This window comes from Catellatospora sp. NPDC049111, from assembly GCF_040648615.1.
GTDB classification, from domain to species: domain Bacteria; phylum Actinomycetota; class Actinomycetes; order Mycobacteriales; family Micromonosporaceae; genus Catellatospora; species Catellatospora aurea.
Genome location: NZ_JBEZEB010000027.1, coordinates 1 through 24190, shown reverse-complemented (window position 1 = coordinate 24190; position 24190 = coordinate 1). Strand labels below are relative to the sequence as shown.

At 72.5% G+C, this 24190-nt stretch carries 19 protein-coding genes and 2 pseudogenes; 11 read left to right on the top strand and 10 right to left on the bottom strand.

Annotated elements, in window-relative coordinates; all coding sequences use genetic code 11:
* Positions 1-807 precede the first annotated feature (807 nt).
* Positions 808-2199, top strand: a complete 1392-nt coding sequence (locus tag AB0B66_RS28980) for a hypothetical protein (RefSeq protein ID WP_360536029.1) — start codon at positions 808-810, stop codon at positions 2197-2199.
* Between the two features lie 11 nt (positions 2200-2210).
* Here AB0B66_RS28980 and AB0B66_RS28975 read toward each other — a convergent pair.
* From AB0B66_RS28975 to AB0B66_RS28965, 3 genes and pseudogenes are all read right to left on the bottom strand, one after another.
* Positions 2211-2429: pseudogene (locus AB0B66_RS28975) on the bottom strand (alkaline phosphatase family protein); the annotation flags it as partial.
* Between the two features lie 59 nt (positions 2430-2488).
* Positions 2489-3136: an HAD family hydrolase gene (locus AB0B66_RS28970; RefSeq protein ID WP_360535887.1), complete on the bottom strand. Its 648-nt coding sequence runs from the start codon at positions 3134-3136 to the stop codon at positions 2489-2491.
* 64 nt (positions 3137-3200) lie between these two features.
* Positions 3201-4565, bottom strand: a complete 1365-nt coding sequence (locus AB0B66_RS28965; RefSeq protein ID WP_360535885.1) for a mannosyltransferase family protein — start codon at positions 4563-4565, stop codon at positions 3201-3203.
* Positions 4566-4653: 88 nt separating this feature from the next.
* Between AB0B66_RS28965 and AB0B66_RS28960 the strand changes: the two genes are divergently transcribed.
* Positions 4654-6105 (top strand): protein kinase, encoded by a 1452-nt coding sequence (locus AB0B66_RS28960; protein WP_360535883.1) that lies wholly within the window; start codon positions 4654-4656, stop codon positions 6103-6105.
* Between the two features lie 16 nt (positions 6106-6121).
* Here AB0B66_RS28960 and AB0B66_RS28955 read toward each other — a convergent pair whose 3' ends face one another.
* Together AB0B66_RS28955 and AB0B66_RS28950 are read right to left on the bottom strand one after the other, a co-directional pair.
* On the bottom strand, positions 6122-6550 hold the full coding sequence (locus AB0B66_RS28955) for a roadblock/LC7 domain-containing protein (protein WP_203694514.1): 429 nt from the start codon (positions 6548-6550) through the stop codon (positions 6122-6124).
* Positions 6547-7902, bottom strand: a complete 1356-nt coding sequence (locus AB0B66_RS28950; protein WP_360535881.1) for an ATP-binding protein — start codon at positions 7900-7902, stop codon at positions 6547-6549. The genes AB0B66_RS28955 and AB0B66_RS28950 overlap by 4 nt, the downstream gene beginning before the upstream one ends.
* 307 nt (positions 7903-8209) lie before the next feature.
* Between AB0B66_RS28950 and AB0B66_RS28945 the strand changes: the two genes are divergently transcribed.
* The 4 genes from AB0B66_RS28945 (at position 8210) to AB0B66_RS28930 (ending at position 13349) form a co-directional block, all read left to right on the top strand.
* Entirely contained in the window at positions 8210-10120 is a 1911-nt protein-coding gene (locus tag AB0B66_RS28945; protein WP_360535879.1) for an anthranilate synthase family protein, read from the top strand.
* 68 nt (positions 10121-10188) lie between these two features.
* On the top strand, positions 10189-10500 hold the full coding sequence (locus AB0B66_RS28940; protein ID WP_360535877.1) for a hypothetical protein: 312 nt from the start codon (positions 10189-10191) through the stop codon (positions 10498-10500).
* A gap of 151 nt (positions 10501-10651) precedes the next feature.
* Complete coding sequence (locus AB0B66_RS28935) at positions 10652-12415, top strand: M91 family zinc metallopeptidase (RefSeq protein ID WP_360535875.1); 1764 nt, start codon at positions 10652-10654, stop codon at positions 12413-12415.
* A gap of 121 nt (positions 12416-12536) precedes the next feature.
* Complete coding sequence (locus AB0B66_RS28930; protein ID WP_360535873.1) at positions 12537-13349, top strand: metal-dependent hydrolase; 813 nt, start codon at positions 12537-12539, stop codon at positions 13347-13349.
* Positions 13350-13352: 3 nt separating this feature from the next.
* Here AB0B66_RS28930 and AB0B66_RS28925 read toward each other — a convergent pair whose 3' ends face one another.
* Positions 13353-15005: a bifunctional 3'-5' exonuclease/DNA polymerase gene (locus AB0B66_RS28925; RefSeq protein WP_360535871.1), complete on the bottom strand. Its 1653-nt coding sequence runs from the start codon at positions 15003-15005 to the stop codon at positions 13353-13355.
* 455 nt (positions 15006-15460) lie between these two features.
* Between AB0B66_RS28925 and AB0B66_RS28920 the strand changes: the two genes are divergently transcribed.
* Entirely contained in the window at positions 15461-16108 is a 648-nt protein-coding gene (locus AB0B66_RS28920) for a class I SAM-dependent methyltransferase (RefSeq protein ID WP_360535869.1), read from the top strand.
* Between the two features lie 112 nt (positions 16109-16220).
* Here the strand turns inward: AB0B66_RS28920 and AB0B66_RS28915 are convergent, their stop codons facing one another.
* The 4 genes from AB0B66_RS28915 to AB0B66_RS28900 all read right to left on the bottom strand — a co-directional run bounded on the left by AB0B66_RS28915 (position 16221) and on the right by AB0B66_RS28900 (position 20599).
* The gene (locus tag AB0B66_RS28915; RefSeq protein WP_360535867.1) at positions 16221-17087 is read right to left on the bottom strand and encodes a carbohydrate ABC transporter permease; all 867 of its coding nucleotides are present in this window, start codon (positions 17085-17087) and stop codon (positions 16221-16223) included.
* A gap of 12 nt (positions 17088-17099) precedes the next feature.
* A complete protein-coding gene (locus AB0B66_RS28910) occupies positions 17100-18005 on the bottom strand; it encodes a sugar ABC transporter permease (protein ID WP_360535865.1) in 906 nt (301 codons plus the stop codon).
* A 26-nt stretch (positions 18006-18031) separates the two neighbouring features.
* Positions 18032-19450, bottom strand: a complete 1419-nt coding sequence (ngcE, locus tag AB0B66_RS28905) for an N-acetylglucosamine/diacetylchitobiose ABC transporter substrate-binding protein (RefSeq protein ID WP_360535863.1) — start codon at positions 19448-19450, stop codon at positions 18032-18034.
* Between the two features lie 222 nt (positions 19451-19672).
* Positions 19673-20599: a MurR/RpiR family transcriptional regulator gene (locus AB0B66_RS28900; RefSeq protein ID WP_360536024.1), complete on the bottom strand. Its 927-nt coding sequence runs from the start codon at positions 20597-20599 to the stop codon at positions 19673-19675.
* A 271-nt stretch (positions 20600-20870) separates the two neighbouring features.
* Between AB0B66_RS28900 and AB0B66_RS28895 the strand changes: the two genes are divergently transcribed.
* From AB0B66_RS28895 to AB0B66_RS28880, 4 genes and pseudogenes are all read left to right on the top strand, one after another.
* Positions 20871-21848: a BadF/BadG/BcrA/BcrD ATPase family protein gene (locus AB0B66_RS28895; RefSeq protein ID WP_360535861.1), complete on the top strand. Its 978-nt coding sequence runs from the start codon at positions 20871-20873 to the stop codon at positions 21846-21848.
* A 243-nt stretch (positions 21849-22091) separates the two neighbouring features.
* The gene (locus AB0B66_RS28890; protein ID WP_360535859.1) at positions 22092-22412 is read left to right on the top strand and encodes a DUF6300 family protein; all 321 of its coding nucleotides are present in this window, start codon (positions 22092-22094) and stop codon (positions 22410-22412) included.
* 66 nt (positions 22413-22478) lie between these two features.
* On the top strand, positions 22479-23711 hold the full coding sequence (locus AB0B66_RS28885; protein WP_360535857.1) for a GNAT family N-acetyltransferase: 1233 nt from the start codon (positions 22479-22481) through the stop codon (positions 23709-23711).
* A 36-nt stretch (positions 23712-23747) separates the two neighbouring features.
* Positions 23748-24190 (top strand): annotated as a pseudogene (locus AB0B66_RS28880) (ATP-dependent DNA ligase); the annotation flags it as partial.

The following is a 24190-nucleotide window of genomic DNA, read 5'->3' as shown; positions in this document are numbered from 1 at the left end:
ACACCCTCCGCCGCCCCCGCGCGGCGTTCACGAAACTGCGGCGGAGCGTCGGGCACCCCGCGAGACGCCGCCCCCGTGCGGCGCCTGCCAGGAGGAACGACTCAATCGACCTGGGGACACGTGCACGGCGGCGTCCCGGACCGGCGACCGCACCGCCGGACCGGGACGCCGCGACGGTCAGCCGACCCGCAGGTCGTCGATCACCCAGTACCAGTTGTTGCTCGCGTTGTAGTAGCGGAGGCGGGCACGGTGACGGTCGGCGTCTCAGCCCTGGCCCGAGCGTCGGTGTGGCAGCGCTTGACTGGCTTACGCGCGGTTCCGGCTCGACTGGGTGCGGCCCCAAACTCCTCGTCGGCAAATGACCAGCCGCGCCACTCGTTGACCCCACCGGGCGGCATCGCCGCACGGGTTCACCTCGTGCGGAAGTGTCGTACACGGAGCCTAGGATCATCACCATGTCTGATGTGGATAGCTGCTCTGGAGCGATGCGGTCGGGTCGTTGTGGCCCGAGCAAGCTGTGGGCGCTGTTCGCGCAGGGCGGTCCCGTGTCGGCTGCTGGCGGTGGTCGGGGTTGAGTGGGCGGGGTCGGGTGTTGCGTGCGGTTGCCGCACCGTTCGTGGCGGCGGGGCCTTCGGGTGTGTCGGTCCGTGACCGGCTCAAACACCTGACTCCGGCCGATGAGCGGGTGCTGGTGCTGGTCGGGCAGCATCTGGGCGGGCTGGCGTCGGGGGATCTGAAGGCCCGTTGCCGTGACGGTCTCGGTCACGACGCCGGCCGGTGGGCTGAGCGAAGCGTTCGCTGACCGTTGTGTCGTCGTCGCGGTGGGCTGGTTCGATCACCCGGGCCAGCCACGATCAGTGGGCACTGTCCCGGCGCAGCCTGGACGCGCACATCCGTGGCCTGGAGGCCGGGATCGCGATGCTGACCCACCGCCTGGCCCAGCCGATCGGCCAGCCCGGCACCCGGCGTGCTCCGGGCGGGTACCGCTCGCGCTCGGAATGGTTCGGCAAGCGCCGCCGTCTGGGCGTGCTTCGGGATCGGCACGCCGCGGCGATGCGGGACTGGCAGGACGGTCGGGTGCGGGTGGTGCGCGGTGGGCGGCGGTTGGCCAACACCCGCCACCACCTCGACCAGGCTGGGATCACCGAGGCCCAGTGGCAGCAGCGGTGGCAGGCGGCGCGGTGGTTCCTGTCCGCCGACGGGGAGACCGGCAAACGGTACGGCAACGAGACGGTCCGGGGCACGCCCGACGGCCAGGTCAGCATCAAGCTGCCGGTGCCGCTGGCGCACTTGGCCAACACCGCCCACGGCCGCTACACCCTGACCAGCCGAGTCGGGTTCGCCCACCGCGGGCAGGCCTGGCGCGACCGCGTCGTAGCCGATCTCGCCGTGGCATACCGCATCCACCACGACCCCGACCGTGGCCGCTGGTACCTGACCGCGGCCTGGCAGCAACCCACGGTCCAGGCGATCCCGCTGGAGGCGGCGCAAGCGGCGGGGATGGTCGGGGTCGACATGAACGACGACCACCTGGCCGCGTGGCTCCTGGACGTCCACGGCAACCCCGTCGGTGACCCGCGCCGCTTCGGCTACGACCTGTCCGGCGACGCCGCCCACCGCGACGCCCAACTCCGCCACGCCATCACTCGGCTGCTGCACTACGCCAAACGCGCCGGGGTGACCGCGATCGCGGTGGAGAACCTCGACTTCACCGAGCAGAAAACGAGGGAGAAGCACGGCCGCCGCAAACGGTTCCGGCAACTGACCTCCGGAATCCCCACCGGCCGGCTCAAAGCCCGCCTACTGTCGATGGCCGCAGCCCTGGGGCTGGCGGTCGTGCCCGTCGACCCGGCCTACACCTCGAAATGGGGGGCGCAGCACTGGCAGAAGCCGATGACATCGCCCCGCCGCAAACCGACCCGTCACGATGGCGCCGCCATCGCGATAGCCAGACGCGCCCTCGGACACCGGATCAGGCGACGGACGCCACCGCCCCGCGACGACCAGAGCGATCGTCGCGGGCATCGGAACGCCCAGGCCCGACCCGGTACCTCAGGGTGTGAGGGACCCCGCCCCGGTGTACCCGGATCGCGCACACGATGCGCGCCGCCGCACACCGCCGCGAAAGCGGGCGACCAGCGTGCCCAACACCGTCCGGAGCACGCGACTGCGCATGAACAACACATGCACAGTCCATAGGAACGGTACGTGCCGTACTGCTTGCCACTGAAGGTGTTGTCCTTGACGCCGTGCTTGTCGGGCATGACGCCGGTGGCGATGGTGGACCAGCCGGGCCCGCTGGACGAGTTCGCCACCGGATTGCAGTAGAGCAGGCTCTCGCCGAGCGTGCCGCCGGCGGCCAGCGCGTCGAGCGTCGGCGCGTTGGCGTCGACGACCTTGGCCCAGTTCAGCCCGTCCATGCCGACCACGAGCACCTTCGGGCTGAGCGCGGCGGCCTGGGCGGGCGGTGCGGTGACGGTGAGCGCGACTACCGGACCCTGAGCAGGTCGGGAAGCTTGCGCATGTCGTGGAACACCACGGTGTCCGGACCGGTGAGCCAATCGGCCGGGGTCACTCCCCCGGCGTACGCCAGCACCCGCATGCCCGCCGCCCGCGCGGCCTGTACGCCGGGGCGGCTGTCCTCGACCACGACGCAGCGCGCCGGGTCCGCGCCCATGCGCGCGGCGGCATGCAGGAACAGGTCCGGTGCGGGTTTGCCGTTGGCCACCTCGGTGGCCGAGAAGATGCGGCCCTCGAAGCGCTCGTAGAGGCCGGTGATGCCGAGCGTGTTGCGCATCTTGTCGTGCCGCCCGCTGGAGGCCACGCAGGTCGGCAGCGTGATGGCGTTGAGCGCCTCGACGATGCCGGGCACCGGCACCAGGCCGGCCTCGTGCGCGGCGAGTTGCCGTGCGACGAACATCTCCGGCCACTGCGGCAGCGGCCGGCCCAGCTTCTGCTCGATCACCGGCACCATCGAGGCCGCCGAGCGGCCCACGAAGTTCTCCACGATCTCGTCGTCGGTCAGCGGCCAGCCCAGCTCGCCCAGCATCTGCGAGGCCACCCGGATGGCGATGGTCTCCGAGTCCACCAGCACGCCGTCGCAGTCGAAAATGACAAGATCCACCGAATCGATCACGGCTGGACCTTACAGCCCGGTTCAGCCGCGTCCCGCACCCCCACAACCCCGTCCCACGGGCAACTCAAGCTACGAAGTTGTTCTGGACGAAGACGATGACCATTGCGCCCTGCAGGGCGAGCATGACGGTGGTGTACACCCGGTCGAAGTGCACGTTGCGGCCCATCCTTGCCAGCACCATGAACGCCACCGTGCACTCCAGCGCGTAGCGCCAGGTCGAGCTGAGCGGGTAGTGCATGTGGATGGGGTTCGACAACGGCATCAGGATGATGATCGCCGCGAAGACCACCAGGTACGCGTGGTCCGCGCCGAGCTTCCACGGGCCGACCAGGGCCAGCACCAGCAGCACGAGCACGGCCAGGGCCGTGGTCAGGTTGACGATGTTGCGGATCGCGTCGGGATGGTAGATCGAGTCGCTGCTGCTGATCAGCGCGACGACGTCGCCGATGACGGTCCACGGCGGGGTGAACCCCTCCCGGAACCAGGCCTTCTGCGCGTCCAGGAACTGCAGCGCGTTGCCGAAGGTCGACTGGCAGTAGAGCATGTACGCGCCCAGCCCCGCGGGGATCAGCAGCACGGCCAGGGCGTCGCGGTCGAGCCGGAACCCGACCGGCCACGGCAGGATCCGCCCGTAACGCCGCTGCGACCGGAGCGAGAAGCCGCGCTGGCGCAGGTACTCGTAGACGAACGCCGCGCCGAGCATGACGCCCGCCATCCGGGTGGCGCTGGCATACCCGGCGAACATCGCCGCCCACCACCAGCGACCGCGGCGCATGTTGTACAGCGACGCCAGCGCCAGCGCCACGAACAGCGACTCGTTGTACGCCGCCACCAGGTAGAACGCTGTCGGAAACGCGAGCAGGTAGACCGTGGTGCGCCGGGCGTCCTCGGCACCGATCATCTCGGTGGCCAGCCGGTGCACCAGGATCAGCGCGATCAGGCAGGCCAGCGCGCTGACGATGATGCCCGCCTCGAACGCGCCGCCTGGCAGCAGCGGGTTCGCCGCCCGCATCGCCATCGGAAACAGCGGGAAGAACGCGGTGCTGCGCGAGTCCGCCTCGTACCCGGAGTCCGCGATGATCACGTACCAGACGGTGTCCCAGTGGTTCCACGACTGGAGCAGCTGGCCGAACGTCGACGGGACCGGCCCGGCCTTGCTCTCCAGCCCCTCGGTCGGCAGCCAGGCCACGGCGGTGACCAGGAAGTACGCCAGCAGCCCGGCGGCCCAGGTCGTGAACCCGGTGACCACCGAGGGTCGCCACCGTTGCCAGGCCGCCCGACCTCGGGTCGGCTCAGCCGCGTCCGACCCGTCCTCGGTCGACGAAGCGGGCGAATCGGTCACTTCATCGGCGGGGAGAGCCGTGTCGCCAGGCGCGTCCGCGGGGCGGCGGCGCACCGGGACGAGCCCAGGTCCGGGGGAGTCAGACATAGGCAGGAATAGTAGTCGCGGGCGACGGAACTCACGGTGCCCTGCGTTCGGTGTCACCGGTGGCTGAGACACGGTACGGTTGTCCACCATGTCCGCCTTCACCCCCGGTCTGAAGCTGCACGACCGCTACCTGCTCGACCGCCGCATCGGCAGCGGCGGCATGGCGGAGGTCTGGCAGGCCCACGACCTCGTGCTGGGCCGCCCGGTGGCGGTGAAGGTGCTCGCCGGCCCGACCGCCGCCGACCCGGCCCTGCGCGCCGGAGCGCTGCGTGAGGCCCGCTCGGCGGCGCAGCTCACCCACCCGCACATCACCGCCGTGCACGACTTCGGCGAGGTCACCTTCCCCGACGGCCACGTCGAGCCGTACCTGGTCATGGAGCTGCTCACCGGCGAGTCGCTGGCCGAGCTGATGGCCCGCGGGCCGCTGGGCTGGGCGCGGGCCGCCACGATCGGCGCTCAGGTCGCCGGGGCGCTGGCCGCCGCGCACGCCCGGGACGTGGTGCACCGCGACGTCAAGCCGGGCAACATCATGATCACCGCGACCGGCGCGAAGGTGCTCGACTTCGGCATCGCGGCGATGACCGGCCTGCCCGACGCGACCGGCGTGCTGGTCATCGGCACCCCCGCGTACGCGGCCCCGGAGCGGCTGCGCCAGAAGGCCGCCGATCCGGCCGCCGACGTGTACGCCCTCGGGGTCCTGCTCATCGAGATGGTGACCGGCCGCCGCCGCAACGGCATCGAGTCCTGGGAGCAGTTCGAGGCCGAGCACGCCCGCCCGCGGCCGCTGCCCGCCCTGCCGGGGGTGCCGCCGGCGATCACCGCCCTGATCGCGGCCGCCGTGGACCCCTCCCCCGCGCGCCGCCCGCGGGCCGCCGACCTGGCCCACGCCCTGGGCGGCCTGTCCGTGCCGACCGCGTCCGCCCCGACGACCGCCGTCGCCGGGCCCAGCCCGACGCTGCTCGCGCCCACCGGCGGCGCGATCGCCGGCGCGGCCCGGGTGCCCGCCCCGGCGACCCGGGTGCAGGCCGCACCGAAGGCCCGGCCGACGCCCCCGGTCCGGGTCAAGCGCAGCCGCAAACCTCTGCTCGCCGTGATGCTGGTGATGGCGATCATCCTGATCAGCGGCGTACTCATGATCATGTCGGCACTGCGCGAACCGCTCGACGCCAACGCCACCCCGACCAAGTCGCCGAACCGGCCCGCCCGGACCACGGCGGCCCCCAAGCCCAGCCCCACCCCTGAGCGGGGTGGCCCGTTCCAGGCGGTGCAGCTGCTGTCGGACCTCAACGACGCCGTGCAGAAGCTGCGCGACACCGAGGTGATCACTCCGAAGCAGCGGACGGAGCTGACGAACGGGCTCAAGAACATCTCCACGAAGATGCTCCAGGGCGACTGGGCAGAGGCGCGCAAGCGGGCCGAGAACCTGCAGAAGAAGGTCGAGGGCTGGGCCGCCGACGCCGAGGACGACGCCAAGGAGGCGTACGAGCCGGTGCAGAAGCTGCTCGACGAGCTGGAAGAGCTCGCCAAGCGCAACAGCTGAGGCGGCCCGTCCCGGCTCAGCGGGGCAGCGCGCGCTGCAGTTCGGCCCGCAGCGCCGGGGTGAGGATCTCCCCGGTCTGCTTGGCCAGCCGCGCCATCTCGAAGCCGACCACGCCCAGGTCCGCGTCGCCGTCGGCGACCACCGCCAGCACCGAGCCGTCCCGGATCGCCATGGTGAGGTAGTAGCCCCGCCCCATCTCGATCACCGTCTGGCGCACCTCGTCGCCGTCGGACAGCTGCGCCACGCACCCGGCGATGCCGATCAGCCCGGAGGTGACCGCGGCCAGCTGGTCGGCGGTGGCCCGGTCGAGGTCCGCGGAGACCGCGACCACCAGCCCGTCCGAGGACGCCACGACGGCGTGGCGGGCCCCCGGCACCCGGTCGGCGAATCCGGCCACCAGCCAGTTGAGATCCTGGGCCGGTTTGCTGAGCGTCGCAGTGGTCATGGCTCCCCCTTGATGTCGTCCGACGGCGTCCCCGCGCCGTCTCCGGCCTGGCCGCGCCGTACTCCCTCGTACAGCCGGGTCAGCGTGGCGGCCGTGGCCGCCGGGTCGGGCTCGCGCCGACCTTGTGGAACACGCGGGGTCTCCACGGCGGCCGGGCGCACCGGTGCCGCGGCGGGCGGCTCCGGCGGGGCCGCGGGCTCGGCGAGCAGTGCGGTCGGCAACTCGACGGCCGCACGCACGCCGCCACCCGGGCACAGCGACAGGCCCACCCGCACCCCGTGCCGGGCCGCGAGATGGCTCACCACCACCAGGCCCATCCGCTCGCTGACCGCCACGTCGACCTCGGCGGGCACGGCCAGCAGCGCATTCGCCTCGGCCAGCGCCCGCTCGCTGAGGCCGATGCCCTCGTCGACGATCTCGACCAGGGCCCCGTCCGACCGGGCGTGCGCGCTCACCCGCACCGCCGTGTGCGGGGCGGAGAAGGCCGCGGCGTTGTCCAGCAGCTCGGCGAGCAGGTGGCCGATGTCCGCGGCGGCGTGCCCGGCGATGTGCAGCGAGTCGTCGACGTCGGCGCGAACCCGCTCGTACTGCTCGATCTCGGAGAGCGCGGCCAGCACCAGCGCCGCGAGCGGCACGCCCTCGCGCCACCGCCGGCGCGGCTCGGCCCCGGCGAGCACCAGCAGGTTCTCGTCGTTGCGGCGCAGCCGGGCGGCCAGGTGGTCCAGCTTGAACAGGGCCGCCAGCCGGTCGGGGTCGCGCTCGTCGCGCTCCATGTCGTCGAGCAGGCGCAGCTGCCGCTCCACCAGGATCTGCGAGCGCCGGGCCAGATTCGTGAAGATCCCGTTGACGGTACGCCGGGAGCGGGCCTGCCGCAGCGCGAGCGCGACGACGCTGCCGCGGACCGCCGCCAGCGCTGCGCCGATCGCGGCGAACTCCTCGATCCCGGAGGCGGTGCCGGCCGAAGGCGCGGCCGACTCCTCGGCGGCGGGTTCGCCGTCGCCGGTCCGCAACCGCTCGAAGGTGGCCGGAACGTCGTCGGCCAGGGCCTGCGCGTCGTGGCGCAGCGCCTCGGCGGCGGCCAGCAGGTCCCGGCGCGCGGCGAGGACGACGCGGACCAGCACCAGCAGCGTCAGTGCCGAGCTGATCGCGATCACGGCCACCCACACCCAGGCGACGTGCGCGGCGTGCGCGGCCCCGTCGATCCCGAGCGCCGCCGACTCCCGCAGCACCAGGGCGTCGGCGACGGCCCAGCCCAGCAGCACGCAGGCCAGCATCGCGAAGGCGATCGGCGGAAGGGTGACGGCGGTCGCGAGACGGGATCCCACCCGCCGCCCGCGCGTGTCGTCCGCCACCGGCCCCTCCCCTGCCTCGGCTGAACCACTGCCACCATTGGTGACTCGCGGTATGTTACCCGTCACACAATGAAAAGTGGATAGGTGAGCGCGAATGTGACACCCCACCCGGTGAGGCTTCTGGACAGTCGCGCGCGACGCCGGTACGGTTACCGCCATGACTTCCAACCGCAACCTGTGGTGGCGCGCCCGACCGGCGGCCATCGACACACGCGGGTAGGCAAACCCACACCGCGGCCGCCTCGACGAGGCGGCCTTTGTTTTATCGGTCGCCCGGCGCACGGCCACCCGAACCGGGAGACCATCGATGAACCTGCTCCACGATCTGCTCGGCGCGCCCGACCCGGGCCCGTTCGCGCTGCTCCGACGCGAAGGTTCCGAGCACCTCGAGGTGCTGCGAGGTCCGCTGTCCACCGTGGCACGGCTGGCCGACATCCCCCTGCCCGAGCACGCGGACGGCGACGAGGCCGGACCCCGCACCCTCGCCCTGGTGCCCTACCGGCAGCTCGCCGAGCGCGGCTTCGACCGCATCGACGACGGCACCCCGCTGGCCTGCCTGACCGTCGAGTCGTACGACCGCATCCCGCTCGACGAGGCCCTCGCCGCGCTGCCGGACACCGTGCCGGACGTCACCGACCTCGGCTTCGACATCGACGACGCCGCCTACCGGGAACTGGTCGCCGCGGTGCTGCGCGACGAGATCGGCCACGGCGCCGGGTCCAACTTCGTCATCCACCGCACCGCCCGCGCCCGCACCGACGCCGACCCGCGCTTGCTCGCCGGGGGCGCGCTGCGCCGCCTGATCTCCGGCGAGCGCGGCGTGTACTGGTCGTTCCTGGTGCACATCCCCGGTGAGCAGGGCCGCACGCTGGTCGGCGCGTCACCGGAACGGCACGTCAGCGTCGACGACGGCCTGGTGATGATGAACCCGATCTCCGGCACGCTGCGCCACCGCGACCTCGCGCCCGGCCTGGACGGGCGGGAGACGCTGCTGGGCTTCCTCAGCGACCGCAAGGAGATCAACGAGCTGTCCATGGTGCTCGACGAGGAGCTCAAGATGATGGCCGTGGTCGCCCAGCGAGGCGGCCAGGTGCTCGGGCCCTACCTCAAGCACATGACGCACCTCACCCACACCGAGTACCTGCTGGCCGGCCGCACCGACCTGGACGTGCGCGACGTGCTGCGGGAGACGATGTTCGCCCCGACGCTGACCGGCAGCCCGATCGAGAACGCCGCCCGCGTCATCGCCCGCTACGAGACCACCGGCCGCGCCTACTACGCCGGGGTGCTGGCGCTGCTCGGCCGCGACGCCGACGGCAGGCAGACCCTGGACGCGCCGATCCTGTTCCGCTGCGCCGACATCGCCGCCGACGGGACCATCGCCGTCAAGGCGGGCGCGACGCTGGTGCGCGACTCCACCCCGGACGGCGAGGTCGCCGAGACCCACGCCAAGGCGGGCGGCGTGCTCACCGCGCTCGGCCTGCGCACCGCGCCGGCCGCGCACTCCGACGCCGACATCAAGGACCTGGCCGCCGACCCGGCGGTACGCGCCACGCTGCTGGCCCGCAACGAGCGGCTGTCCCGGTTCTGGCTGGCCGAGCGCGCCCCCGAGCCGGTGACCGGGCCGCTGGTGGGCCGCACCGCGCTGATCGTCGACGCGGAGGACACCTTCACCGGCATGCTCGGGCACGTGCTGCGCTCGCTGGGAATGCGGGTCACCGTCCAGCCCACCACGGCCCTGGGCGGGCTCAGCTCGTACGACCTCGTGGTGGCCGGGCCGGGCCCCGGCGACCCGGCCGACGACAGCGACCCGCGCGTGGCGACGCTGGGCCGGGTCGTCGAGGAGCGGCTGTCCCGCCGCGCGCCGCTGCTCGGCGTGTGCCTGGGCCACCAGGTGCTCAGCCGCCGCCTCGGCCTGCCGATGCACCGCCGCGACGTGCCCTACCAGGGCCTGCCGTGCGACATCGACCTGTTCGGGGTGACCCGCCGGGTGGGCTTCTACTCCACCTTCACCGCGGTCGCCCCCGCCCCCATCATGCCGACGGCGTACGGCGACCTGCAGCTGTCCATCGAGGACGGCACCGGATTCGTGCACGCGCTGCGCGGGCCGGGCTTCGCCGGGGTGCAGTTCCACCCCGAGTCGGTGCTCACCGAGCACGGTCCGGAGCTGCTCACCGAGCTGGTGACCGGCATCTTCACCCCGGCCGGGGTCGCCTGAGGCAGAGTTATCCACAGATCGCGTGAGGGGCGTTGTGCCGCCCCTCACGCGCTGCCACTCTCGATGGCGTGACACAGCTGACGAGTGATCCCGCGCGGACCCTGCGGCTCGCGGCGGACCTGGAATCCCTGGCCACGGCCCTGCACCGGACGCAAACGCCGCCGCCGGAACGTCCATCCGGAATGGATGCCGGCGTCGCCACGGCCCACCTGGCCGCGGTGCGCGCGGCGACCGACGCGCTCACGGCGCTCGCCGACGGCCTGCTCACCGACGCCGACCGGCTGCTGCTCGTCGCGGCCACCCACCGGCGCGCCGAGGAGCAGTCCGCCGCGAACCTCGACCGCCTGCGCGAACCCGCCCACCCGAGGGGCATCTGGTGACGCGCCACCCGCACCCGGGACGGTGCGCCCGCCGAGCCGACGCGCGGAACCCGAGCGCGGGCGACCGGCTCGAGGCACGCCTCGCGGTGTCGGCACGGCACCCCGGTTCGCCGGAACCGGCCGCCGGTCCGGATGTCCGACGGGGTGGCCGGTGAAGCCCGACGCGCCGCCGGTCCTGGTGATGGCGTTGCCGCCGCTGTGGTCGCTGACCGTGCACCAGACGCCGCTGCTGGCCGCCGCGACGCGCTGGCGGTCCTGCGCCGCGACGGCCGGGCAGACCGCCGACGGGCTGGCCGAGACCACCGCCGCGAGCGCCGGGTGGAGCGGCGCGGACGCCACCGCCTTCGAGGATCGCCGCAGGAACCTGGCTCAGGGCGCCGCGCTCGCGGCCGACCTGGCCCTGCGGTCGGCTGCCGCGCTGGAGGCGCTGGCCGGGCGGCTGTCTTCGGTGCAGCGGCACCTGGACGAGTCGCTGGCCCGGGTCGCCGCGGTGGTGCCCTGCCAGGGCGACGCGGAGCGAATGCTGTTCTTCGCGCAGGGACCGGCGCACGCGGCACGGGTCCACGCGGCCGCGGACGAAGCGGCCGACCTGCGTGGCGACCTCGCTTCGGCGACCCGGCAGGCCGAAGCCGCGCTGGCCGCCGCCACGGCGGGCTGGCAGCGGCTGGCAGCCATGTTCCCGCCCGCCGCCGAGCCGCCGACGCCGGAGCCGTCGGAGACGGTCGTGGTGCGCGCCGACGGCGTGACACTGGTGAACACCGGCGCGAACGGCGACGACGTGCTGGTCACCGTCGACGCCTTCGGACAGCCGTTGGTGCTGGTCGGCGGCGTGACGGTGGCCGCGGTGCCGGACGGGCGGCTGGTGCTGCGCACCGGTGCCGGAGACGACCGGGTGCGGGTCGAGCCCGCGGTCGCGGCGGCGGTGACGGTGCTCGCCGGGGCGGGCGACGACCTCGTCGACGGCGGGGACCTGCTGCACGGCGCGGGCGGCGCGGACACCCTGCTCGGCCGGGACGGCGACGACCTGCTGCTGGGCGGCGACGGCCGGGACTACCTCGACGCCGGGGCGGGAGCCGACACCGCCGACGGCGGGCGCGGCGACGACACCGTGTACGGCCTGAGCGGCGACGACACGCTGCGCGGCGGCACGGGCCGCGACCACCTGTCCGGCGGGCGCGGCGACGACCTGGTCACCGGCGGCGACGGCGATGACGTGCTGGTCGGCGGCGCGGGCGCGGACCGGCTCGACGGCGCGGCCGGGGTCGACCGCGCCTACCGTGACCTGGCCGACCCGGCGGGCGACGCCGAGTTCTCGCATGTCGCGCCGCAAGTGACGCCCGGCGGCGGTATCACGGTCACCGGCTCGCCGGAGTTCGCCGAGCGGATCGAATCCGATCTGGACCTGCTGCGCGCCTCGCCGACCGGCCGCCGCATGCTGGCCGAGCTGGACACGGCCCTGGCCGACGGCGACGGCTGGCTGCCCGGCGACGGGCCGGACTCCCTGGAGGTCAGGGAGCTGCCGTTCGGCACGGCCAACGGCTTCGCGGGCGTCGTGCCCGGCGACACCGACCGGCACGTCATCGGATACGAGCCGGGTTTCCAGGGGCTGCCCGGCGACGCGCCGCCGGTCGTGGTGCTGTATCACGAGCTGGCGCACGTCTGGGACGACCTGGCCGGCCACCAGCGCACCGGGGCGGGTTCGCGCGACGACGTGATGTGGAACGGCTCGGGCTGGGTGCCGGTGCCCGACCGGGAACGGGCGGCCGTCGGCCTGCCGATCGACGATGACGGGGATCCGACAACACCCGAACGGCTGGACCCGTTTCACCCGTACCCGCTGACCGAGAACGCGCTGCGCGATGAGCTGGGCGTATCCGGCAGGCAAACATACGGCACGCCGCGCCGCCCTGCGTGACCCCGCCGCCACCGTCTGCTATGGAGGTCCAGCCGATTGCATCCGGACGCCATAGTTTGACACAGTGTGCGCGCGTTGATCGCAACGCGACGTTGTGGTGGTCAGGGGAGGAACAGTAATCATGATGGGTCCACAGCACGCGCTGTCCGGCGCGGCCACGTGGCTGGCCGGGTCCTGGGTGGCCGCGCAGTTCTTCGACTACCCCCAGTCGGCCACCACGATCGCCGTCGGCGCCGCGGTGTGCGCGGGTGGGGCGCTGCTGCCCGATCTGGACATGTCCGGCAAGGTGACCAAGGGCCAGGGCGGCTCGACCGTCTCCCGCAGCTTCGGCGTGGCCTCGCTGTTCGTCGCCGAGGTCATCGAGAAGATCTCGGTAGGCGTGTACACGGCCACCAAGTTGAGCAAGGATCCCGACCGCCACAACGGCCACCGCACGCTGACCCACACGCTGCCGTTCGCGGCGCTGATGGGCTTCGGCTCGATCTGGCTGTGCACCCGGTACGGCCGGTGGGCCGTGATCGGCATCCTGTTCTTCATGTTCGGCTTCGCGCTGCGCGGCCTGTTCGACAAGTGGGCCGACCGGGCCGGCTGGGTCATCGTGACGATCACCTCGGGAGCCGCGGCCTACTTCGCATTCAACTTCCTGCCCAGCGAGAACCGCGGGTATCCGATGATCGGCCTGGCGGTGGGGGTCGGCTGCATCGTGCACCTGATGGGCGACATCGTGACCCGGGCCGGGGTGCCGATCCTGTGGCCGATCCCGACCGGGCGGCGCATGTGGCGGATGATCGGCCTGCCGGACACCTTCGCGATCGAGGCCGGCAGCAAGGTGGAGACCACCGTGCTGCGCACCGTCTTCACCATCATCTCGCTGGTCGCCGGTGCCGGCCTGCTCGCCCCCGCGCTGCTCAAGCGCTTCGACATCGAGATCTGAACCTCACTTCGCGTCGCCGTAGGAATCGACCACGGCGACGGTGAGCGGGAACCGCACGGGCGAGCTGCCGAACAGCAGCTCGCCCGTCGCTGTGGCACCGGCCTCCAGCGCGGCCACGACCAGGTCGGCCTCCTCCTCCAGGCAGTGCACGATGACCTCGTCGTGCTGGAAGAAGACCAGCTCGGCGCTGGTGTCCCAGAGCCGGGCGCGCAGCGTGGCCAGCAGCGACGCGGCCCACTCCGCGGCGGTGGCCTGGATGACGAAGTTGCGGGTGAAGCGGCCCCGCGAGCGGCCCGACGCGCCCTCGTCGGCCCACGACGACTCCAGCGACGACGGCGGGCAGGTGCGGCCCAGCCAGGAGCGCACCAGGCCGCCGGTCTCCCCGGTGCGCGCGGCCGCCTCGACGTACGCCCAGGCCTTCGGGTAGCTGCTGCGCAGCGCCGCGATCGCGGGCGCGGCAGCGCCGCCGGTCTGCCCGTACATCGCGCCCAGCAGGGCCAGCTTCGCGGCGGCGCGGTCGCCCTTGAACGCCTCGGCGGCCAGCACGGCGTAGAGGTCCCCGGCGGCCGCGGCACGGGCCAGTCCGGCGTCACCGGACACCGCGGCGAGGATGCGCGGCTCCAGCTGCCCCGCGTCGGCGACGACCAGCCGCCGGCCGGGTTCGGCGCGGGCCGCGCCGCGTACCGCCTTGGGGATCTGCAGCGCTCCCCCGCCCCGGGTCGCCCAGCGCCCGGTGACCACCCCGCCCGGCACGTACGCGGGCCGGAAACGCCCCTGCCGCACCCACTGCTCCCGCCAGCTCCAGCCGTGCGCGGTCCAGATCCGGTAGAGCTCCTTGTATTCCAGCAGCACCTCGATGACCGGGTGGTCGACCGCCTTCAGCACCCAGGACCGGGTGTTCGGCACCTCGATCCCGGCCCGGCGCAGCGCCTTGCGCAGCTCGGCCGGCGAGTCCGGGTGCAGCCCGGGGGCGTTCAACAACTCGGCGATCCGGCCCGACAGCTCGGCCAGCCGCCGCGGCGGCCCGCCCACCGGCGACGGCTCCCCGAGCAGCCCGACCAGGATCTCGTCATGGGCACGGGCTTGCCAGGGCAGACCGACGTGCCCCATCTCGGCCGCGATCAGCGCGCTCGCCGACTCGGCCGCCACCAGCAGCCGCATCCGCGCCGGGTGCTCGACGGCCGCGGTCCGGGCGAGCTGGTCGCGGTACACCGCCGCCAGCGCGTCCAGCGGGTCCACGCCGTCCGGCACGGCCACCGGGGCGGGCGCGTCCCCGAACAGGGTGCCCTGCAGATCCCCCGGCGGCTGGGCCGGACGGGCCGCCTGATCGGCGGGCACCGGCGCCCCGACCAGCCGCGCGTACGCCGCCGCCGCCGACCGCGGCTCGCCGTACCGCCCCGCGTACCCCAGCAGCAGCGTCTCGGCCAGCTCGACGTCATGACACCGCCGGACCCGCACCCCCGCCGCCAGCAGCGGCCCGTACACCTGCTCGGTGGACCCCCACAGCCACCGCGGCCCGCTCACCCGCTCCCGCTCCGCGACAGCCGCGGCCAGATCACCCACTACCTCCACGGCCCCGACCGGCTCCCCCGCGGCGTCCAGCGACCGCAGCAGCCCTCCGCCGCTGCCGTCCGCCACCACCCCGATCACCGCCACGCCGCCATTCTGCTGCCCCCACCCGACATCCCGAGCGAAGGAAGGGCACCTTCACATCGCCATGGGTTGTGGAAGGTGCCCTTCCCAACCCGCCTCGCCGACGCGACCCCGCCCGCACAGTGAAGATCGCTGTTTCCGGTCATGATCTGGCGTTCGACCGCAGATCATGACCGCAAACAGCGATCTTGGTCCGGTCGCCGCCCACGCCCAACCCGGTGGATCCGCCGCGCGGGCAGCGCGGCACGCACGGCAGCACGGCACGCACGGCAGCGCGGCCGGCGGGGCACCGCGGCAGGCGGGGCACCGCGGCAGGCGGGGCACCGCGGCAGGCGGGGCAGCGGTGCACGCGCGGCAGGCGGGGAGGCTCGGCGAGCGCGGTAGCGGGGCAAGGCCCTCAGCCCCCCGGGACCGGGGATTCGGCCCCGGCCACGGCTCAGCGCAGATATATAGGACATATGACCGCATCGGAGCCCGTGTTCGACCGGATCGGCGCGACCTACAGCGAAGCCTTCGCGGACCGCCCCGGCCAGCTAGCCGCGGGCCGCTGGCTGCTCGACCGCCTCGCCGACCGCGAACACCCGCTCGTCCTGGACGTCGGCTGCGGCTCGGGCACCCCCACCGCCCGCCAACTCATCGACGGCGGCTGCCACGTCGTCGGCATCGACACCTCCCCGGTCATGCTCGAACTCGCCCGCCACACCGTCCCCGAGGCGATCTTCGTCGAACGCGACCTCTTCGACCTCGACGGCCTGCACCCCACCCAGCAGCGCTTCGACGCCGTCGTCGCCTTCTTCTCCCTGCTCATGCTCTCCCGCGCCGACATAGACAAGGCCCTGGAGGACATCCACCACGTCCTCGACCACACCGGCTACTTCGCCATCGGCATGGTCGAAGGCGACTCCGACCACCTGATGAGGGACTTCCTAGGCACCCGAGTCCCCCTCACCGCGTACCCCCGCGAGGACCTGAAACATCTCCTCAACCGCCACGGTTTCACCGTCGAGGACATCGTCACCGACCTCTGGGAGCCCGCCCTCCCCACCGTCGACGCCCAACCCCAAACCCACCTCTACGCCTACTGCACCGTCGCCCGCCCCTACTGAAAAGCGACGATCTTGCGCCGGTGACCCCCACGACACGCCCACAACGGACGCATCAGGGGCCACTCGCGCAAGATCGTCGCGATCTTGGAGCCGAGAACGGGGTGGGGCGGGGTTACTTCACAGCGCCGGCGGTGAGGCCGGACTGGATCTGGCGCTGGAAGATGGTGTAGACGATGATCATGGGGATGATCGCGATGGAGAGGGCGGCGAAGAGGGCGGGCCAGTCGGCCTGGTAGCCGGCGGCAGTGGAGATGTTGGCGATGCCCTGGGTGAGCAGCCATTTCTCCTGGCCCTCGGCGCCACCGGGGAGCAGCGAGACCGGCAGGACGTACTGGTTCCACTGGCCGATGATGTTGAAGATCGTGATGCTGATCAGGCCTGGCTTGGCCATGGGCATCATGACCCGGAAGAACAGCTTGGTGTGCGAGGCGCCGTCGATCATCGCCGCTTCGGCGACCGCGTTCGGGAGCGTCTTGAAGAACGCCGCCAGGAAGAAGACGGTGAACGGCAGCGAGTAGGCGATGTACACCAGGATCAGGCCGGTGTGCGTGCCGAGCAGGCCCAGCTCCTGCACCACGATGTAGAGCGGAGTGAGAGCCAGGTAGACCGGGAAGGCCAGGCCGGCGACGAACAGGAAGTAGATGATCCGGTTGCCGACGAACTCGTAGCGGGCCAGCACGTAGGCGGCCATCGCACCCAGCAGCATGGTGCCGAACGTCGAGCAGGTCACCACGATCAGGCTGTTCAGGAAGTACGTGCCGACCTTCGCCTCGGTCCAGGCGCGGGCGAACGAGTTGAAGTCCCAGTGGCTCGGCAGCGCGAACGGGTTGCCGATGAAGATCTCGGTGTTGGTCTTGAACGCGGCCAGGAACGTGAAGATCAGCGGATAGATGATCAGGATCGCCCAGACGGCCAGCGCGACGTGGGACAGCTTGTTCAGGACGCCGGCGCTGGAGCGCTTCTCAGACTTGTTTGCCACGACAGACCCCGCTCAGTGCTCGACCGCGTTGCGCTTGCCGCCCCGCAGGGACAGCACCGCGAAGATGATGGTGAAGACGGCCAGCGCCACGCCGAGCGCCGACGCGTAGCCGTAGTCCGACTCCCGGATGCCCGACTTGTAGATCTGCACCGGCAGCACGGTGGTGGCCCCGTCCGGGCCGCCCTCGTCGATGGAGAGAACCATCACCAGCGCGAACGCGTCCATGGCCAGGATGCCCAGGTACACCCAGGCGACCTTCACGGTCTCCATCAGCAGCGGGATGGTGACCCGGAAGAAGATGGTGACCCGGCTGGCGCCGTCCATCACGGCCGCCTCGTAGATCTCGGCGGGGATGCTCGACATGCCCGCGGCGAACAGCACCACGTAGAAGCCGACGGCCTGCCAGACCAGCACACCGAGGATCGACCAGAGGCCGTACTCGGCCATGAACTGCACCGCGTCGACGCCGAACAGCTCAAGGAATCGGTTCAGGATGCCGCTGCCGTCCGGGGCGTACACCCGGCCGAAGATGACGCCGACGATGACCACGGCCAGGACCTGGGGGAGGAAGAACACCACCCGGTAGAACCTCGACCCCCAGACCCCGGTCATGACGCCGCCGCGGGTGCCCCCGCCCATGTTCAACAGGAACGCGAAGAACAGGGCGAGGGCGATCGTGATCACCGGCAAGGTGACCAGCAGGAAGACGTGGTGCTTCGCCGCCAGCCATACCTTGTCGTCGTCGAGGAGCTTCTGGAAGTTCTCCAGGCCGACGAAATCGAAATTCGGGGACAGGCCGCTCCAGTTCGTCATGGACACCTGGACCGCCGCGGCGATCGGGCGCAGGACGAACATGCCGTACAGGGCGAGTGGAGCGATCAGGAACCCGATGACGAACGGGTATTTACCTTGCCGCATGATCAACTACTCCGGCTTCGGGGGGATTAGCGGGAGAACTTCTTCTCGGTCTTGTCAGCCGCAGCCTGCATACGGTCGCAGAACTTGTCGGCGGTGCCACCCTGGAACATCAGCTCGTTGGTGGCGGCGCGGCACTCGTCGTCCAGGTTCTTGTACCAGGCGTCCCAGCGGAAGCTGAAGTTGGCCGCACCGGCCGCGGTCAGCGCCGCGTTGGCCGAGGTCAGACCGGGCGAGAGGGTCAGACCCTCGGCCGCGCCGGTGACGACGGTCAGCGACTTGGTGAGCTCGGTGAAGCCCTTCGCGCCGGCCTTGGACAGCATGTGGCGCAGGTACTCCTTGCCACCCTGGACGTTCTTGCCCTTGCTGGCGACGAAGTACATCTCGCCCGCGGCGGCGTAGAGGCCCGTGGCCGGGAGCTTGTCCGACGCGGTCGCGGCCGGGATGGCGGCGACCTGGTAGTCGAAGCCGGCCGGGGTGTCCTTGGACTGCTCGTTCTCCAGCCAGGAACCCGACGGGTAGAAGCCCACCTTGTACTGGTTCTGCTGCAGCTGAACCTCGGTGTGCTTCAGGCCCAGGTGAGCCTTGTTGCCGTACTTGGCGCCGATCTCGCCCCACAGGGTGGCGGCCTGCTTGACGGCGTCGTTCTTCCACGCGTTCGGCTCGAGGTTGTCGATCGCCTTGAGCACGTCCGCGCCACCGATCTTGGCGGCGGTGGTGAGGATGACCAGGTACTGGTAGTAGGCCGCGTTGGCGCCCGCGTACGAGTACGGGGTGATGCCCTTGGCCTTCATCTTCTCCAGCAGCGCGGTGAAGTCGGCCCAGGTGGTCGGCGCGGTCCAGCCGTTGTCCTTGAACAGCTTGCCGGAGTACCACAGGCCGAACACGGTGTAGGCGTAGTTCAGCACGTACGGCTTGCCGTTGAAGGTGCCCTGCTCGATGGTGCCCGGGATCAGGGTCTCACCGACGGTCTTGCCGGTGATGTCCAGCGACGGGGCGGCGAACAGGTCGCTCAGGTCGGCGACCTGGCCGGCCTCGACGAGCTTGCCCTGGTCCATCAGCTTCGAGCCGGCGTTGTTGACCATGTCCGGCGGGGTGTTGCTCGCGAAGCGCGGCTGCAGGGTGGTGGAGACCTCCTGCGTCGAGGAGTACTTCACCTCCGACTTCGGGAACTTCGCCTTGTACGACGGGATGTGCACGTCCGTGGCGTACTTGGTGCCCAGACCGCCATCGAAGATCACAACCTCGACCGGGGTCTCGGTCGCGACACCCAGGGGGTTCTCGGCGCTCTTGTCGCCGGTCGCCGAGGCGTTGGGCTCGTCGGTGCCGCCGCCGACGCAGGCGGAGAGCAGACCGGCGGCGGGGGTGGCCAGCAGGCCGACGGCCGCAGTCCGGCGCAGCACGCTGCGACGGCTCAGCTCCGACGGGCTGTCGGTGTGGTTGGACATCATTGTCTCCTCAGTTTCGGGTCGCTGAGATAGTGACTCGAGGGTGTGGTGAGGCGGTGCCTGTAGCAGTCGCGGTCACGGGCGAACCCGCAACCGCTGCGGACCCGGCCGCACCGGGGATCAGTGCGGCACCACACCGAGCGTCATTGCTCGATGTGGTGTCGGCCCAGTGCTCGATCGGGTCGAGCACGGTCAGCGGCAGCACGGCGCAGGCGGGGGCGGTCACAGCTCGCCCTCCTTGTTCTGGCCGTTGCTGAAACGGTGCGCGTCCACCGCGCGGGCGGTGCGCTGGAACGCGGCGTGGGAGCGGTCGTGGGTGCGCTGGGCGACCGCGATGTAGAGCAGGTCGAGCACCACGAGCTGCGGGTGGCGCGCCGACAGCGCGTCCGGGCGGAACGAGGTGGCCTGGCTCGCGGTGAGCAGCACGATGTCGGCCAGCTCGGCCAGCGGCGAGCGCGGGAAGCCGGTGAGCGCGATGGTGACCGCGCCGTGCGAACCGGCCTCGGCCAGCATCTCCACGGTCTCGCGCGTCTGCCCGGTGTGCGAGATGCCCAGCGCGACGTCGCCCTCGCGCAGCAGCGCGGCGCTGGCCAGGCCGTTGTGCACGTCCGGCCAGGTCCACGCGGCGATGCCGATGCGGTGTAGCGAGAACTGCATCTCGGCGCCGACCAGGGCCGAGCCGGACGCGCCGTAGATGTCGACGCGGTTGGCCGAGGAGATCGCGGCCGCGGCCCGCTCGACCTCGGCGAGGTCGAGCATCGCGGCGGTGTCGCGCATGGCCTGGGTGTCGGCCGCCATGATCTGCGCGAGTACGCGCTCCAGCGGGTCGCCCGGCTCGATGGCCCGGCCGATGTCCTCGGCCCAGCCCGCGGAGCGGGCCGCGCGGCCGGTCTCCCCGGCGATGGCAAGGCGCAGATCGGCGTAGCCCTCGAAGCCCAGCGCGCGGCAGAAGCGGGTGATCGAGGCGGGCGAGGTGCCGGAGCGCTCGGCCAGCTCGACGATGGTGGCGCGGGCGGCGCCCGCGGGGTCGGTCAGCACCTGCTCGGCGACGCGCTGCAGGGCCCCGGTGAACTCGGGCAGCTGCGCTCGTACGCGGACCAGCACGCTGTCCGGCCGGTCCAGGCCGAGCCGGGCGTGCGGGATCTCCAGCGGGGCGGACTGTGCCGCCGCGACCGGTTCCACGCGCTCCACCACTGACTTCTCCTACTGACCGGGTCCCGAACAGTTAACCGAAAGGAAGTTAACTGTTAGTGGTAAAAGTTCTTACTGACGACCCCCTCTTGTCAAGTCCACGGGCAAACTTTTTAAAGCTGTTACCTGGCGATGCTGCCTTGGCCTTGCTCCGGGCGGCCACTTTGGGGAGCATGAATGCCGCATAGGCCACACCAGCGTTGACCGTTTGGACGAGGTAAGAGGTGACATGTCGGACAAGCTGGTATTAGGGCTCGACGTCGGCGGGACGAGCACCAGGGCCGTGCTGGCCACACCCGACGGGCAGCGGCTCGGCTTCGGCCGGGCCGGCGGCGGCAACCCCACCACCCACGGGGCCGCCGCGCTGGCCGAGCTGACCGGCGCCATCCGCGCCGCGCTCGGCGACACCGCGCCCGAGTCCGTCGCCGGGGCGGTGCTCGGCATGGCCGGATACACCAAGCTCGGCGCCTCCCCCGCGCTGCGGGCCGCGTTCGACCAGGCGTGGACCGGCCTCGGCCTGCGCTGCGAACCCCAGCTGGTCAGCGACGTGCTGGCGGCGTACGCCGCGGGCACCCCCGACCCCGACGGCACCGTCATCGTCGCCGGCACCGGCGCGATCGCCGCCCGGGTCCGTGGCCATCGGCTCGACCATGTCGCCGACGGCCACGGCTGGCTGCTCGGCGACCTGGGCTCGGGCTACTGGCTGGGCCGCGAGGCCGTCCGCGGCGCCCTGCGCGACCTGGACAAGGAACGCCCGCTGGGCGCGCTGGCCGCGGGTGTGCTGACCGAGCTGCTCGGCACCGACACCATCGCGCCCCGCCGCCGCGACACCGCCGCCGACCTGGTCCAGGCCGTCGTGGCCGAGTCCCCGATCGCGCTGGCCCGGCTCGCCCCCATGGTGCTGGGATACTACGACGCCGACGACCCGGCCGCCGTGGACGTCGTCCAGCGCGGCGCGGCCCACCTGGCCGACACGGTGGCCATGGTGCGCGCGCCCGGCGAGACCACCGTCCTGGTCCGCGGCGGCGGCCTGCTCACCAACGACACCCCGCTCGCCGCCGAACTGGCCGCCGCGATCGCCGTGAGCTGGCCGGACACGGCACTGCGCCCGGCCGGCGACGCCGCCGCGGCAGCCGCCTGGCTCGCCGCCCTGCCCACCGCCCCCGACCCGGTCGCCCTGCACACCCGCCTGCTCACCCCCGCCTGACCGGCCCGCCCGGCGGACCGCGCGCCGCATGATCGTCCGACTTGCCAGGCAGGTGGGCGAAAGGCGCGTCAAGATACGCACAGGTGCCGGGCAAGTCGAGCGATCATGGGCGCGGCGCGGAGCCCGGACGGGTGTACGCGGGCGGCGCGGACGCGGGACGGCGTGGGGCTGGCGGGGCGCGGGCGGCCGCGCCCGGTAACCTGCTCCGGTGCAGGTCTGCCAGTTAGCTCCCGAGGCGTCGCGATGACGGACGTGAAGGTCCGGGCCGCCGGCGGCACCCGCTGCGGCAGCTGCGCCGAGGCGCTGTACCTGACCGCCCAGGTGCCGCTGCCCCGCTCCAGCCGCACCCGCACCGTCGGGCTCTGTCCGCGATGCGACGCCGGCCGCCCCGAGACCCAGGGCCTGCTGGCGTACTTCGCCGAGCACCCGCAGGTGCGCCCCGAGGACCTGCACCAGGTCTCCGAGCTGGTCGGACGCTGGCTGGAGGCGCTCACCGAGCGGGCCGACCGGGACGGCTCACTGGCCGCCGACGTCGAGGCCTGGTGGGCCGGCCGAGCGGGCTGACCGCCCCGCGACGCCACGCCGGTGAATACGGTTGCCGCGGACGCGGCCGCGGGTTATGAACCTCCCATGGTGACATTCCGAACCGGCGTCGAGGGCGACTACGACGAGGTCAACCAACTGGTCCAGCGCGCCTTCCTCAACGACACGCAAGGGCGGGAGTGGGCCGAGGAACGGGCCCTGTTCGAGCCCGACCGGTCCGTCCTGGCCATGGACGGCGACCAGGTCGTCGGCCACGTCGGCACGTTCACCCGGGACCTGACCGTGCCCGGCGGCGTGCTGGCGGCCGGGTTCGTCACCGTCGTCGCCGTGGCCGGCACGCACCGCCGCCGCGGCCTGGCCTCGGCGATGCTCACCCGCCAGCTCCGCGAGATCCGCGACCGCGGCGAGGCCCTGGCGCTGCTCTGGGCCAGCGAGGCGGGCATCTACGGCCGGTACGGCTACGGCCTGGCCAGCCGCCGCCTCAGGTTCGAGATCGACCGCCGCGAGGTGCGCATCGACGGCTCCCGGTTCGACAAGTCCCGCCTGGACGGGCTGCGCCTGCGGGCCGCACCCGCCGCCGTGCACCGCGCCCAGGTCGCCGAGGTCTACGAGCGGGTGCGCCCGTCACGTCCCGGCTTCGCGAGCCGCGACGACCGCTGGTGGGACTACCGCCTCGCCGACCAGGCCTGGCACCGGGGCGGGGCCGGCCCGCTGCAGGCCGTCGTCTGCTTCGACGGCGACACCCCGGTCGGGTACGCCCTCTACCGCTTCCGGTCCAACTGGAACGACAGCGGGCCGAACGGCGAGGTCGGCGTCATGGAGACGGTCGCGGCGACCCCGGCGGCGTACACCATGCTCTGGGACTTCCTGCTCAACGTCGACCTGACCCGCACCGTGGGAATGTGGCTCGGCGCGATCGACGAGCCCCTGCAGTACCTCGTCAACGACGTGCGCCGGCTCGGCATGGGCATGGGCGACGGCCTGTGGGCCCGCCTGCTCGACGTGCCCGCCGCACTGGCCGGCCGCCGGTACGCCGCCGAGGTCGACGTGGTGCTGGAGGTCGTCGACGAGCTGCTGCCCGGCTGCGGCGGCGTGTTCCGGCTGCGCGGCGGCCCTGACCACGCCACCTGCGAGCCGACCACCGACGCCGCCGACCTGCGCCTGGACACGTCCACCCTGGCCGCCGTCTACCTCGGCGGCAACAGCCTCGGCTCGCTGGCCGCCGCCGGCCGCGTCGAGGAGCTGCGCCCCGGCGGCGTCGCCGCCACCGCCCCGGCCTTCACCTGGACCCGCGCCCCCCACGCCTTGGAGATCTTCTGACCCCTCCGTGTCGGGGTGGGCTGCAAGGATGGGGGCATGCTGTTCGCCGGGATCGCCGCGACGTCGGCCGCCGTGACCGCCACCTCGGGCCGCAAGGCGAAGGTCGAACTACTGGCCGCCGCGTTGCGGGAGCTGGCCGCGGGCGGCGACCCGGTCGAGATCGCGGCCGGGGCCGCCTACCTGAGCGGTGAGCTGCGGCAGCGGCAGATCGGCGTGGGCTGGGCCGGGCTGCGCGACCTGCCCCCGCCCGCCGAGTCGGCGACCCTCGACGTGCGCGCCGTCGACGCGGCGCTGGAGTCGATGGGCCTGATCAGCGGCCAGGGTTCGCAGGCCCGGCGGCGCGCGGCGGTCGGGGCGCTGTTCGGCGCGGCCACCGCCGACGAGCAGCGCCTGCTGACCGCGCTCATCGGCGGCGAGCTGCGCCAGGGCGCGCAGGCGGGCCTGCTGGCCGACGCCGTCGCGCTGGCCGCGGGGGTGCC

Bases quoted from the DNA above. Each gene is read 5' to 3' on its own strand.
- AB0B66_RS28895 (WP_360535861.1), top strand. From the start codon at position 20,871: ATGTCGGACAAGCTGGTATTAGGGCTCGACGTCGGCGGGACGAGCACC.
- AB0B66_RS28920 (WP_360535869.1), top strand. From the start codon at position 15,461: ATGACCGCATCGGAGCCCGTGTTCGACCGGATCGGCGCGACCTACAGC.
- AB0B66_RS28930 (WP_360535873.1), top strand. From the start codon at position 12,537: ATGATGGGTCCACAGCACGCGCTGTCCGGCGCGGCCACGTGGCTGGCC.
- AB0B66_RS28960 (WP_360535883.1), top strand. From the start codon at position 4,654: ATGTCCGCCTTCACCCCCGGTCTGAAGCTGCACGACCGCTACCTGCTC.
- AB0B66_RS28885 (WP_360535857.1), top strand. From the start codon at position 22,479: ATGGTGACATTCCGAACCGGCGTCGAGGGCGACTACGACGAGGTCAAC.
- AB0B66_RS28945 (WP_360535879.1), top strand. From the start codon at position 8,210: ATGAACCTGCTCCACGATCTGCTCGGCGCGCCCGACCCGGGCCCGTTC.
- AB0B66_RS28890 (WP_360535859.1), top strand. From the start codon at position 22,092: ATGACGGACGTGAAGGTCCGGGCCGCCGGCGGCACCCGCTGCGGCAGC.
- ngcE (WP_360535863.1), bottom strand. From the start codon at position 19,450: ATGTCCAACCACACCGACAGCCCGTCGGAGCTGAGCCGTCGCAGCGTG.
- AB0B66_RS28910 (WP_360535865.1), bottom strand. From the start codon at position 18,005: ATGCGGCAAGGTAAATACCCGTTCGTCATCGGGTTCCTGATCGCTCCA.
- AB0B66_RS28965 (WP_360535885.1), bottom strand. From the start codon at position 4,565: ATGTCTGACTCCCCCGGACCTGGGCTCGTCCCGGTGCGCCGCCGCCCC.
- AB0B66_RS28955 (WP_203694514.1), bottom strand. From the start codon at position 6,550: ATGACCACTGCGACGCTCAGCAAACCGGCCCAGGATCTCAACTGGCTG.